This is a genomic window from Pseudomonas sp. LBUM1662 (assembly GCF_059695915.1).
In genome coordinates, this window is the sequence record NZ_CP166793.1 from 3,111,453 (window position 1) to 3,123,160 (window position 11,708).

An 11,708-nucleotide genomic window follows, 5' to 3' on the forward strand; every position below is an offset into this window, starting at 1 on the left:
ACGATGTTCAGAATCCTCTTTCGCCTCTATCTGGTGATGATCGTCTCGTACAGCGCGGCGATCTACCTGGTGCCGGACCTGGTGATCAAGGTGTTCCATGAGCGGTTTGTCACCTACAACCTCGATTACTCGCGCGGGCTGCAAACCCTCATCGTCAAACAGTTCCACGCGGTGCCCGAAGCGCAGTGGCCGGCGCTGGCGAGCGAGATGGACAAGGAGTTTTCCCCGCTGCGCATCGTCCTGACCCGCAATGACGACCCTGATTTCACCCTCGATGAACAAGAGCGTTTGCAGCGCGACGAGAAGGTCGTGCGCATCGGCGACTGGGGCTGGCGCACTTTGGCCGTGGCACCGTTGAACAAGACGACGGTCGTGCAAATGGTCGTGCCGCCCGACCCGATGGACGTCAGCCTGTTGTACTGGAGCATCAACGTGCTGATCGGCGCGACCATGCTGGCCTGCCTGTTGCTTTGGTTGCGACCGCACTGGCGCGACCTGGAACGCCTCAAAGGCACCGCCGAACGCTTCGGCAAGGGCCACCTCGACGAACGCACACAGATTTCCCCTCATTCCAATATCGGCAGCCTGGCCAACGTCTTCGACACCATGGCCGGCGATATCGAGAACCTGCTCAACCAGCAGCGCGACCTGCTCAACGCTGTCTCCCACGAACTGCGCACACCGCTGACGCGCCTGGACTTCGGCCTGGCCCTGGCGCTGTCCGACGACTTGCCGGCAGCCAGTCGCGAGCGCTTGATGGGGCTGGTCGCGCACATTCGGGAACTGGATGAGTTAGTGCTGGAGTTGCTGTCCTACAGCCGATTGCAGAACCCGGCACGGCTGCCGGAACAGGTCGAAGTGTCGCTGGATGAATTTATCGACAGTATTTTGGGCAGCGTCGATGAAGAACTGGAGTCGCCGGACATCGTGATCGATGTCGTGCTTCATGGGCAGCTCGAACGCTTTGTGCTGGATCCGCGACTGACCGCTCGCGCGATTCAGAACCTGCTGCGCAATGCCATGCGCTATTGCGAAAAGCGCATTCAGATTGGCGTTCAGGTCTGTCCGAAAGGCTGCGAGATCTGGGTCGATGACGACGGCATCGGCATACCCGATGATGAGCGCGAGCGGATATTCGAACCGTTCTATCGGCTGGACCGCAGCCGCGACCGGGCAACGGGCGGGTTTGGTCTGGGGCTGGCAATCAGCCGCCGGGCACTGGAAGCGCAGGGCGGCACGCTGACCGTGGAACCGTCGCCCCTGGGTGGCGCGCGATTCCGGTTGTGGCTGCCCACCTCTGCCTGACGCACCCTATGTAGCAGCTGTCGAGCCTGCGAGGCTGCGTTGGGCTGCGAAGCAGTCGCAAAATCAGGCAATCGGTTCCATCAGGAAAACCGCGTATACCCGATTGGCGATTGCTTCGCACTCGAACGCAGCCTCGCAGGCTCGACAGCTGCTACAGAATTACGCGCTGAGTCGGCTTCGCAATAACTTCGCCATGCTCTCCAGTTCCGCCGCCGGGTTATGCCCGATCAACATCCACGCATGCTCCATGTCCGCCCAATACACCACGTTCATCCTGTGCCGAATCTCATGGGCGAAATGCCGGCTGCCGTTGTTGGAACGCTTGGCGCATAAGGCTATCGGGCCGTGTGCCGGATCCAGATAAGTGATCTGCGCGATGGGCATGCCGTCGTACTCGAGGATTTGCGCGCGTTTCAATTCGGACCGTGGCAGGGTCAGTTGCGCAGGCGTCAGGTTCAGGCCCAGACGTGCGTCGATGGTTTGCAGTTGCGCCCGCTGAGTGGCTTCATCGGAAGGCAAGTGCTCCAGGGTTTGCGGCACGTACAGCGACATATAGTCAGCGACCAGGCCTCGCCAGTTGCTCTTTTCCTGACTCATTTGCCAGCCGAGGAACAAGCGATCCGCCACCACGCCGCTGATCACAAGGCCTGCCGCAGCGGCAAGGAACAAGCGGCGATTCATCGCCGGGCGTTCAGGCGAAGGCAAGGTGTCGAGCATCGATTGCAAACGGTCGACCGGGGCTTGTTGAGCCAGTTCATCGTAGGCCGCTTTGAACGGCAGGCTGCTGCGGGCCAGCCATTGCAGGCGCAGGTTGAGTGTCGAATCGTCGGCGATGGCGGCGTCGATGCGGGTGCGCTGGTCGACATCGAGCTGATCGTCGAGGTACGCGACCAGTTGCTCGTCCGAAGGTATCGCGCGGTCGTTCATCGACGTTCTCCGGTGGAAGGATTCTGTACTGCGTGCAATGGCGGGTATTCAGCCAGTTTCACGCGGGCGGCGGCGAGGCGGCTCATGACGGTGCCGATGGGCACTTGCAGCACATCGGCGACTTCGCGATACGACAAGCCTTCGACATAAGCCAGGTACACCGTCTCGCGTTGGGCCTCGGGCAGGGCGTCGACGCGGCGGATGACCTGGGCGGCGAGCACATGGGTCTGCGCCGCGGATTCTCCATCAAACGACAACTGACTATCGGCATCGACCAGCCCCTGACCCTGGCGCACCCGCCGGGAGCGTACTTCGTTGAGCCAGATCGAATGCAGAATGCTCAACAGCCAGCGGTCCATGCGGGTACCGGGGACAAACTGCCCGGCACGCTCAAGCGCCCGCACGCAGGTGGCTTGCACCAGGTCTTCGGCCACATGCCGTTGCCGGGACAGCAGCAGGCCGTAACGCCATAAACGCGCCAAATGCTGGCCCAGCTCTGCCCGTATTGCCTGATCGCTGGCGATAGCGACCTCCGTCCGTTCGGTGTGTCAGGTTTTCGATGAATCGTTGATCGCTTCGGCCAGGTCCTGGTATTCCTCGCAGGTGCTGCCGCAGATCGATTTGATCTGCTGCAACTGCTCTTGCGCCAGGTCCAGTCGCCCTTTGATGACGTACGCCTCGCCGAGGTATTCACGCACTTGCGCGTACTGCGGATCGAGTTTGACCGATTGCAGGTAATAACCGATGCCTTCGTCGGTGCGCCCCAGTTTACGCGTGGCGTAGCCGCGATAGTTGAGGGCTTTGGCGGTATCGGGATTCTTTAGCGTGTCGAGCAGCGCCAGCGCTTCTTCGTAACGACCGTCCTTGGCCAGGCGATAAGCGTAATCGGTGCGGTCGGCGTCCGGGACCAGGCTGCTGGTCTGCATCACGCATTTCTGCGACTTGGTGTCGAAAACCTGGCCCTTGGGGCAGTTTGGTTTGGCCGGGGCGTCATCGTCCCCATTGGCTATGGCCAGCGAACCGGACAACGCAACGGCAAGCAGCAGCGGAACGGTGAAAACAGCGAAACGGACGTTCATGAGCAATGCTCCGCAGTTAAATTCGAATCAGTTTGAACCACGCCCGGGCAGCATCCGGCGCAAGGTGTTGTCGCGCAGGCCGTAATGGTGAACCAGCGCCATGACCGCATGCAGCCCGGCCAGAGTCACAATAGCCCAGGCCACTTGCTCGTGCAGGCCGCCGAAGACGGAACGCATGCTTTTGTCGAACGTCAGCAAAGTCGGGACATCGAACAGACCGAAAAAGTTGAAAGGCTCTGCCTGGGCCCAGCGAAACACAAAACCCAGCACAATCTGGCTCAGTAGCAAGATATAGAGCGCCCAGTGCGCCGACTTTGCCAGCACATTCATCACGCCGTGATTGGCGGCTGGCAAATGACGCCCGCGTGAGACGCGCCAGAGCAGCCGGCCGATCACGATCACGGCCAGCAAGATGCCGCAGGAAATGTGCAGCGACTGCAATTCCTTGCGCAGCGGCGTGCCTTTTTCCAGTTGTTGCCAGACTTGTGCGCTGGCGAACATGCCGATCACCAGCAGCGCGGACAGCCAGTGCAGGCTCATGGTGAGGCGGTCATAACGGGGCGGTGAATCCGGGTTCAGGTTGTTCACAGACAATTCTCATGGGGCGTTGATTGGAGAACACCGCAGGGTGAACAATTATTCATTTCTTTGGCAGGGAAAGCTCAAATCCAGGCGCTATGCTCGACAGCATTCGTTGTCGATCGGGAGCGCTGCCATGAAAGATCAGGTCCATCATTCTGCCGCTGCGGGCTATAAAACCGCCGCCGATACGTATGTTCGCGGGCGTCCGGATTACCCGCCGCAAGTGGCCGAGTGGTTGAGCGACACCCTGGGATTGAACGCGGACACAACCGTCATCGACTTGGGCGCCGGCACCGGTAAATTTACCGGGCGACTGGTGGCGACGGGCGCGCAGGTGATTGCGGTGGAGCCGGTGGCGCAAATGCTTGAAAAGTTGTCGTTGGCCTTCCCGGAGGTCTTGGCGGTCAGCGGCACGGCGACGGACCTTCCGCTACCCGATGCCTCAGTGGATGTGGTGGTCTGCGCCCAGGCGTTTCACTGGTTTGCCAGCCCCGAAGCGCTGACTGAAATCGCCCGGGTCCTCAAGCCCGGCGGCAGGCTGGGCCTGGTGTGGAACCTGCGCGATACCAAAGTGAGTTGGGTGCCGAAACTGGATGCGATCGTCAACGCGCTGGAAGGCGATACGCCGCGCTATTACACCGGGGCCTGGCGTCGGGCCTTTCCTCATCCGGCGTTCGGGTCGTTGCAGGCGCAGCATTTCAGCCATGGGCACACAGGGGCGCCCGAGGATGTGATCTTCAACCGGGTGCGTTCGACCAGTTTTATTGCAGCGTTGCCGCAGGAGCAGCGGGAGAGGGTGGATGAACAGATGCGGGCATTGATTGCCGGGGATCCAGAGTTGCGCGGCAAGGATGTGGTGACGGTGCCTTATGAAACCGTGGCGTTTGTGGCGGTGAAGGGCAGTTAGATTGGTGGTGCGGCCTTCGCGGGCAAGCCTCGCTCCTACAAAGGCACAATTTCCCCTATAGGAGCGAGGCTTGCCCGCGATTGGCCGGCCCAGACACTAAAGATCCATAAGCCAGTCCCGTTTTTGGCCGAACCACTGCCTTACTCCCCCAGGCAATGCCTTGTTATAGTCCGGGCCTCATTTTCTACCCCGGTAAAGGATCACTGCCATGTCTGAGTACACCGCGTTCACCGTCGAACTGGCCGATAAAATCGCCCATGTGCAGATCAACCGCCCGGAAAAGATCAATTCGATGAACGCCGCGTTCTGGAGCGAGATCATCGAGATTTTCCAGTGGATCGACGACACCGACGAAGCCCGGGTTGTTGTACTCAGTGGCGCGGGCAAGCACTTTTCCTCCGGCATCGACCTGATGATGCTGGCCGGGGTGGCCAATGAACTGGGCAAGGACGTCGGCCGCAATGCGCGCCTGCTGCGCCGCAAGATCCTCGCCCTGCAAGCGTCCTTCAATGCCGTCGATAACTGCCGCAAGCCAGTGCTGGCGGCGATTCAGGGTTATTGCCTGGGTGGCGCCATCGACCTGATTGCCGCGTGCGACATGCGTTACGCCGCCGAGGACGCGCAATTCTCGATCAAGGAAATCGACATCGGTATGGCCGCCGACGTGGGCACTTTGCAACGCTTGCCGCGGATCATCGGTGACGGCATGCTGCGTGAACTGGCTTACACTGGTCGCACTTTCGGTGCCGAGGAAGCGCGCAGCATCGGTCTGGTCAATCGCGTCTACAGCGACCCTGCCAGCCTGTTGGACGGTGTGATGGGCATTGCCCGGGAAATCGCCAGCAAGTCGCCGATTGCGGTCACCGGCACCAAAGAGATGATCAGCTACATGCGCGACCACCGCATTGACGACGGCCTCGAATACGTCGCCACCTGGAACGCCGCCATGCTGCAATCCACCGATTTGCGCGTGGCCATGGCCGCCCATATGAGCAAACAGAAACCCGAATTTCTGGACTGATTAAACATGACTTCACGCTGGACCACCGCAGTACTGGACACCGATCAACCCGGCGGCTGGGCCGTGGCTCGTAGCCCCGAAGGCTTTCTGTTCGATGACAATGGCGCGCTGTTCCCTCGCGAATGGCTCAAGCGTCAGGATCTTTCGATTCTCGCTGAACATGGCATCGGTCACCTCGATGGCGAACCGGTCTATCTGCTGGAACTGCGCAGCCACAGCGAAGTACCGGGCTGCAACTGGAAAGGCCTGCGGGCGTTCATGCTCGACGGCGATCACACGGTGTACAAGGTACTCGGTTATGCCGCGCAGATTGGCACCTGGTATCGCGAGCATCGCTTTTGTGGCAACTGTGGCCAGGCGGCGACGCAAGTGCCCCGTGAACGGGCGATGTACTGCGAGCCGTGTGATCTGCGTTATTACCCGCGCATCTCACCGAGCATGATTGTGCTGGTGACCCGTGGCGACGAAGTGCTGCTGGCCCGTTCGCCACGCTTTGTGGCTGGGGTCTACAGCACGTTGGCCGGGTTTGCCGAACCGGGTGAATCCGCCGAGGACTGCCTGATTCGCGAGGTGCGCGAAGAGGTGCAGATCGAGGTCAAGAACATCCAGTACCTGGGCAGCCAGTGCTGGCCGTTCCCGCATTCGATGATGCTCGGTTTTCACGCCGAATACGCCGGTGGCGAGATTGTCTGCCAGGAAGACGAAATCGAAGACGCCCAGTGGTTCAACGTTCACGCGTTACCGCCGTTGCCGGCATCGCGCTCGATTGCCCGTTACCTCATCGACGTCTACGTGGCGCGGCGCTTAGGCCACGCTGAACCAGTGTTGCCAGGCTAACCGCACGGTCAAGCCCAGCACCACGGTGATGAACACCGGGCGAATGAACTTCGCGCCGCCGCTGATGGCGGTGCGAGCCCCGAAAAACGCGCCGACCATTACCGACAGGCCCATGCTCAGGCCGATGATCCAGTCCACCTGCCCGGAAAACACGAACACCGACAGCGCCGCAATGTTGCTGACGAAGTTCATGCTGCGCGCCACGCCGCTGGCCTTCACCAGGTCGATGGGGTACATCAGCATGCTGCTGACGGTCCAGAACGCGCCGGTGCCCGGGCCGGCTACGCCATCGTAGAATCCGAGGCTGAAGCCTTGGGTCGATTGCCACTTTTTCTTGATCGGCGCATCGCTGTCCAACGGCGCTTTTGGAGTGCCGCCGAACAACAGGTACAGGCCACAGGCGAACACGATCACCGGCAGCATCTTGTTCAGCCATTCGGCGGGCAGGTAATGCGCGACCACCGCGCCGGTCAGCGCACCGACCAGCGTGCCGACGATGGCGTGAACCCACTGCCTTGGATGGAACAGCTTGCGCCGGTAAAAGGTGAAACTGGCAGTGGCGGAGCCGAAGGTCGAACTCAGTTTGTTGGTGCCCAGCACCAGGTGCGGCGGCAAGCCGGCAGTCAACAGCGCCGGGGTGGTCAGCAGACCGCCACCGCCGGCAATGGCGTCGATGAAACCGGCAATGAAAGCGACGAAGGCCAGAATGGCCAGGGTGGTGAGGTCAACGCTGAGTTCGAAAGGCATGGAAATCGGCTTATTCGGCGGGGTGCAGCAAGGGGCTGCGGGGAAGGGCCGATATCTTACCTAGATCCGACTTCTGCGGCGACAGGTCTGGCCTCTTCGCGGGCAAGCCTCGCTCCTACGGGATTGTGGTGATCACAAAATGGTCGGACGACATAAATCCCGTAGGAGCGAGGCTTGCCCGCGAAGACTGACTTCCAGACGCTACATCACTTGCTGGAAGGTCCATTCCCGATCTGCCACACAAACGGCGGCTCAGTCCCGTTGATCGTCCAGTCCCCGACAATCCGCGCCTTGTAGATCAACGGATTGTGCGACGACACCGTCCGTGCATTGCGCCAATGCCGGTCCAGCGATTTTCCTTCACGGACATCCGAAGCGCCCAGCGCATTGAACAACTGCGTGGTCGCTCGCAGGATCAGTTCAGAAACCACCCCTTGTGCCTTGGCCGATTCGATTTCCGCCGCGACATTCGCCGCCCGCTCAAGCACCTCATCACCGGAGAACCGCGCCAGATACGCCCGTTGCGCCGGCTCCGCGGCCTTCAAGGCACTCGCTTCGGCGGCGTACACCAACGCTGCAATGTCACCGACCACTTGCTGAACCTGCGCGTCCTGGCTGACATGCTGAGCATTGCCATGGCTGTAAATGCGTTTGCGCTCGCGGACCTGATGCGCCACGTCGCGTAGCGCCGCGCGGCCGATCCCGGCGAGGGTAGCCAGCAACACCAGCTGATAAAACGCGGTCTGGTATTTGAAGCGGGTGGCGAAGTCGATGACGTTCTCGGCGTCGACTTCGGCGTCGATAAACCGCGAAGTACCGCTGCCGGTGGTGCGCTGGCCGAAACCGTCCCAGTCATCGCTCTGCACGATCCCCGGTTGGCGGGTGCGGACCGCGGCAATCACATCGCCGCCGGTGTCGCTGCGCTGGGCGTACACGTCGATCCAGTCGGAAAACAGGCTACCGGTGCTGTAGAACTTTTCACCATTGAGCCGCCATTGTTCGCCGTGGGGCGAGACTTTGGTGATGACGTCGCCGATGGCCACGCTGCCGATTTCGGTCCAGGCGTTGCCGACGATGTCACCGTCGACAAAGCGCTTGAACCACAGATCCCGGCCCGAAACCGGCGGCGAGTTCAAGCGGTCTTCGACGAAGGCGAAATGCCCGCGTAGGGCCTGCGGCACGTTGGAATCGGCTTCGGCCAGTTCGATCAGCAACTCGAACAATTGCGGCACGGACGCGCCGCCACCGCCATATTCCACCGGCACTCGCACGGCACCGAAACCGGCGTCCTTGAGCCATTGAATCGGCTCGAACGGCAGGCTGCGCGACTGCTCGCGTCCTACGGCGCCGGCGGCGATGCGCTGGAATATCGGCCGGAATCTTGAGGCCAGCGCTTCATAGTCAGTGCCAATGGACAGAGGGTTGATTATTTGGTGTTCGGTCATGGGAGGGTTCCTTGGGCAGTGGATGCCAAAGGGGATTGCAGGGTCCATGCCGATCTTCAAAGGCCTGTGATTACGGGCTTGTGCGGGTTTACCCTGATCGCAACTGTTGCCGGACCAACAGTCCATCAGCAAATTGCCCCAGACACGCCCGGATTCTTGTGGGAGCGGGCTTGCTCGCGAATGCGGTGTGTCATTCAACATCTTCGTCAGCTGACCGACCGCATTCGCGAGCAAGCCCGCTCCCACAGGGATTTCACTTGGCTTGAGGCCGTTGTGTCGCGGGTTGCAATTTCGCACTGGCACGGTTGCTGCTCTGCCCCTAGGACTTCCCAACGTCCCGAGGACAAGCCAATGAGTCAGCAAGCCGTCAAATTTGCCTACTGGGTGCCGAACGTCAGCGGCGGGCTGGTGGTCAGCAAGATCGAACAACGTACCCATTGGGGCATCGACTACAACCGCAAACTGGCGCAACTGGCCGAAGAGGCCGGGTTCGAATATGCCCTGACCCAGATTCGTTTCACCGCCGGCTACGGTGCCGAGTTCCAGCACGAATCCGTCGCTTTCAGCCATGCGCTGCTGGCCGCCACGACCAAACTGAAAGTGATCGCCGCGATCCTGCCGGGGCCTTGGCAACCGGCGTTGGCGGCCAAGCAACTGGCGACCATCGATCAGCTGACTAACGGCCGAGTGGCGGTCAATATCGTCAGCGGCTGGTTCAAGGGTGAGTTTCAAGCGATCGGCGAACACTGGCTGGAACACGACGAGCGTTATCGCCGCTCCGAAGAGTTCATCCGCTCGCTCAAAGGCATCTGGAGTCAGGACAACTTCACCTTCCGTGGTGACTTCTACCGGTTCGACAACTACAGCCTTAAACCCAAGCCACTGGGCCAGCCGGAAATCTTCCAGGGCGGCAGTTCCCGCGCAGCCCGTGACATGGCCGCGCGGGTGTCGGACTGGTACTTCACCAACGGCAACACACCTGAAGGCATCAAGGCCCAGGTCGATGACATTCGCATCAAGGCGGCGGTCAATAACCACTCGGTGAAAATCGGCGTGAATGCGTTCGTCATCGCACGCGATACGGAAGAAGAGGCGCGGGCAGTGCTGGCGCAGATCATCGACCAGGCAGACCCGGAAGCGGTGAATGCCTTCGGTGATGCAGCGAAACAAGCGGGCAGGGCGTCGCCGGAAGGCGAGGGCAACTGGGCGAAGTCGACGTTTGAGGACCTGGTGCAATACAACGATGGCTTCAAGACCAACCTGATCGGCACGCCGCAACAGATCGCCGAGCGCATCGTGGCGTTGAAGGCGGTGGGCGTGGACCTGGTGCTGGCGGGGTTCCTGCACTTCCAGGAAGAAGTGGAGTATTTCGGCAAGCGGGTATTGCCGTTGGTGCGTGAGCTGGAAGCCAAAGCATCAGCCAAGCCGCAACCCGCAGTCGCCTGAACACCCAAAAACCCCACAACACCCACAACACCCTGTAGGAGCTGTCGAGTGAAACGAGGCTGCGATCTTTTGATCTTGATCTTTAAAAAGCAAAATCAAAAGATCGCAGCCTCGTTTCACTCGACAGCTCCTACAGGGGGTAGGGGTCAGGGGTTAGGGGTTAGGGTTTACAGGCCCAGGTCGGACAGGCTTGGGTGATCGTCAGGGCGACGCCCCAGCGGCCAGTGGAACTTGCGGTCGCTTTCCTTGATCGGCATGTCGTTGATGCAGGCAAACCGGTTGGCCATCAAGCCGTTCTCATCGAACTCCCAGTTTTCGTTGCCGTAGGAGCGGAACCAGTTGCCCGAGTCGTCGTGCCATTCATAGGCATAACGCACGGCGATGCGGTTGCCGGTAAAGGCCCAGAGTTCCTTGATCAGGCGATAGTCCAGTTCCTTGGCCCATTTGCGGGTCAGGAAACCTTTGGCTTCTTCGCGGTTGTAGGCGAACTCGGCGCGGTTACGCCACTTGGTGTCCAGGGTGTAGGCCAGCGACACGCGTTCCGGGTCGCGGGAGTTCCAGCCGTCTTCGGCCAGGCGAACTTTTTCGATGGCCGATTCACGGGTGAAAGGCGGCAATGGCGGACGAACTTCTGCGTTTGACATTTAACGTCTCCCTCTCAAATTAAAGTTCAAGCAAGTTGTCGGGCTTGGTTAAAGTGTTACAGGTCCAATAACTTTCGCGCCATGCATTGCGCATTATCGGCTGCACTGTGATCACCCATCACAAGCGCTACGGTAATGGCACCGTCGATCAGGATCAGCAGGCGTCTGGCCAGCGTCTCCGGGTCGGTAGCGCCATGTTCGGTACAGAGCTCGCACACGTAGTCGAGCAGCTTTTGTTTATGGTCCTTGGCGACCAGGCGGACCGGGTCTTGCGGGTCGCCGGTTTCGCCGCTGGTATTAATGAATGCGCAGCCGCGGAAGCCTTCGGAGGCGAACCAGGCCTTGAGCACGGTAAACAGGTTGAGCAGGCGGTCGGCCGGGGTTTCAGCCAGGTCGACTTCACTTCTGTACCAGTGCATCCAGCGCACGTCGCGGCGTTGCAGGGCGGCGACGGTCAGCTCCTCCTTGTTGGCGAAGTAGCGGTAGATACTTTTTCTGGAGACGCCGGCGGTTTTCACCAGGAGATCCATGCCGGTGGCGGCGATGCCACTTTTGTAGATCAACTTTTCGGTGACATCCAGAATGATGTCGCGTGTGTCGTTGCTTGTGATTTCGTTCATGTGGCGAACAGTAGAACGATCGTTCTCCTTGGTCAAGCAGATATTTTATTTGCCTGTTAAATCGCCTTCGTGGGCAAGCCTCGCTCCTACAGGGGAATGCGTCCAACTGTAGGAGCGAGGCTTGCCCGCGAAGGGGCCATTACAGACC

At 60.4% G+C, this 11,708-nt stretch carries 13 protein-coding genes; 5 read left to right on the plus strand and 8 right to left on the minus strand.

Annotated features, from left to right (window positions below):
- The first annotated feature begins 3 nt into the window (after window positions 1-3).
- Complete coding sequence (locus ACA049_RS14100) at window positions 4-1,305, plus strand: ATP-binding protein (RefSeq protein WP_497336356.1); 1,302 nt, start codon at window positions 4-6, stop codon at window positions 1,303-1,305.
- A 159-nt stretch (window positions 1,306-1,464) separates the two neighbouring features.
- Here the strand turns inward: ACA049_RS14100 and ACA049_RS14105 are convergent, their stop codons facing one another.
- From ACA049_RS14105 to ACA049_RS14120, 4 genes are all read right to left on the minus strand, one after another.
- Window positions 1,465-2,232 carry an anti-sigma factor family protein gene (locus ACA049_RS14105; RefSeq protein WP_497336358.1) on the minus strand — a complete coding sequence of 256 codons (768 nt, stop codon included), beginning with the start codon at window positions 2,230-2,232 and terminating at the stop codon, window positions 1,465-1,467.
- Window positions 2,229-2,714: a sigma-70 family RNA polymerase sigma factor gene (locus ACA049_RS14110; RefSeq protein ID WP_497336360.1), complete on the minus strand. Its 486-nt coding sequence runs from the start codon at window positions 2,712-2,714 to the stop codon at window positions 2,229-2,231. Before ACA049_RS14110 ends, ACA049_RS14105 begins: the two co-directional genes overlap by 4 nt.
- Before the next feature lie 66 nt (window positions 2,715-2,780).
- The gene (locus ACA049_RS14115) at window positions 2,781-3,311 is read right to left on the minus strand and encodes a tetratricopeptide repeat protein (protein ID WP_497336362.1); all 531 of its coding nucleotides are present in this window, start codon (window positions 3,309-3,311) and stop codon (window positions 2,781-2,783) included.
- Between the two features lie 27 nt (window positions 3,312-3,338).
- Entirely contained in the window at window positions 3,339-3,899 is a 561-nt protein-coding gene (locus ACA049_RS14120) for a cytochrome b (RefSeq protein ID WP_497336364.1), read from the minus strand.
- Between the two features lie 127 nt (window positions 3,900-4,026).
- Here ACA049_RS14120 and ACA049_RS14125 point away from each other — a divergent pair, with 127 nt between their 5' ends.
- The 3 genes from ACA049_RS14125 (at window position 4,027) to nudC (ending at window position 6,658) form a co-directional block, all read left to right on the plus strand.
- A complete protein-coding gene (locus tag ACA049_RS14125; RefSeq protein ID WP_497336366.1) occupies window positions 4,027-4,800 on the plus strand; it encodes a class I SAM-dependent methyltransferase in 774 nt (257 codons plus the stop codon).
- Between the two features lie 208 nt (window positions 4,801-5,008).
- Window positions 5,009-5,821, plus strand: a complete 813-nt coding sequence (locus ACA049_RS14130) for a crotonase/enoyl-CoA hydratase family protein (RefSeq protein WP_497336368.1) — start codon at window positions 5,009-5,011, stop codon at window positions 5,819-5,821.
- A 6-nt stretch (window positions 5,822-5,827) separates the two neighbouring features.
- Window positions 5,828-6,658: an NAD(+) diphosphatase gene (nudC, locus tag ACA049_RS14135; RefSeq protein ID WP_497336370.1), complete on the plus strand. Its 831-nt coding sequence runs from the start codon at window positions 5,828-5,830 to the stop codon at window positions 6,656-6,658.
- On the opposite strand, the gene ACA049_RS14140 is transcribed toward nudC, so the two are convergent.
- Entirely contained in the window at window positions 6,626-7,405 is a 780-nt protein-coding gene (locus ACA049_RS14140) for a TSUP family transporter (RefSeq protein ID WP_109631768.1), read from the minus strand. The genes nudC and ACA049_RS14140 overlap by 33 nt on opposite strands.
- Window positions 7,406-7,611: 206 nt before the next feature.
- Window positions 7,612-8,850 (minus strand): acyl-CoA dehydrogenase family protein, encoded by a 1,239-nt coding sequence (locus tag ACA049_RS14145; protein ID WP_497336372.1) that lies wholly within the window; start codon window positions 8,848-8,850, stop codon window positions 7,612-7,614.
- Between the two features lie 351 nt (window positions 8,851-9,201).
- Here ACA049_RS14145 and sfnG point away from each other — a divergent pair, with 351 nt between their 5' ends.
- A complete protein-coding gene (gene sfnG, locus ACA049_RS14150; RefSeq protein WP_497336374.1) occupies window positions 9,202-10,296 on the plus strand; it encodes a dimethylsulfone monooxygenase SfnG in 1,095 nt (364 codons plus the stop codon).
- A 167-nt stretch (window positions 10,297-10,463) separates the two neighbouring features.
- Here the strand turns inward: sfnG and ACA049_RS14155 are convergent, their stop codons facing one another.
- Entirely contained in the window at window positions 10,464-10,940 is a 477-nt protein-coding gene (locus ACA049_RS14155; RefSeq protein ID WP_010460010.1) for a nuclear transport factor 2 family protein, read from the minus strand.
- A 56-nt stretch (window positions 10,941-10,996) separates the two neighbouring features.
- Complete coding sequence (locus tag ACA049_RS14160; RefSeq protein WP_497336376.1) at window positions 10,997-11,560, minus strand: TetR/AcrR family transcriptional regulator; 564 nt, start codon at window positions 11,558-11,560, stop codon at window positions 10,997-10,999.
- Between the last annotated feature and the right edge of the window lie 148 nt (window positions 11,561-11,708).

Excerpts from the sequence above, each read along its gene's own strand:
- ACA049_RS14100 (WP_497336356.1), top strand. The coding sequence starts at position 4 with ATGTTCAGAATCCTCTTTCGCCTCTATCTGGTGATGATCGTCTCGTAC.
- ACA049_RS14105 (WP_497336358.1), bottom strand. The coding sequence starts at position 2,232 with ATGAACGACCGCGCGATACCTTCGGACGAGCAACTGGTCGCGTACCTC.
- ACA049_RS14115 (WP_497336362.1), bottom strand. The coding sequence starts at position 3,311 with ATGAACGTCCGTTTCGCTGTTTTCACCGTTCCGCTGCTGCTTGCCGTT.
- ACA049_RS14125 (WP_497336366.1), top strand. The coding sequence starts at position 4,027 with ATGAAAGATCAGGTCCATCATTCTGCCGCTGCGGGCTATAAAACCGCC.
- ACA049_RS14130 (WP_497336368.1), top strand. The coding sequence starts at position 5,009 with ATGTCTGAGTACACCGCGTTCACCGTCGAACTGGCCGATAAAATCGCC.
- nudC (WP_497336370.1), top strand. The coding sequence starts at position 5,828 with ATGACTTCACGCTGGACCACCGCAGTACTGGACACCGATCAACCCGGC.
- ACA049_RS14140 (WP_109631768.1), bottom strand. The coding sequence starts at position 7,405 with ATGCCTTTCGAACTCAGCGTTGACCTCACCACCCTGGCCATTCTGGCC.
- ACA049_RS14145 (WP_497336372.1), bottom strand. The coding sequence starts at position 8,850 with ATGACCGAACACCAAATAATCAACCCTCTGTCCATTGGCACTGACTAT.
- sfnG (WP_497336374.1), top strand. The coding sequence starts at position 9,202 with ATGAGTCAGCAAGCCGTCAAATTTGCCTACTGGGTGCCGAACGTCAGC.
- ACA049_RS14155 (WP_010460010.1), bottom strand. The coding sequence starts at position 10,940 with ATGTCAAACGCAGAAGTTCGTCCGCCATTGCCGCCTTTCACCCGTGAA.
- ACA049_RS14160 (WP_497336376.1), bottom strand. The coding sequence starts at position 11,560 with ATGAACGAAATCACAAGCAACGACACACGCGACATCATTCTGGATGTC.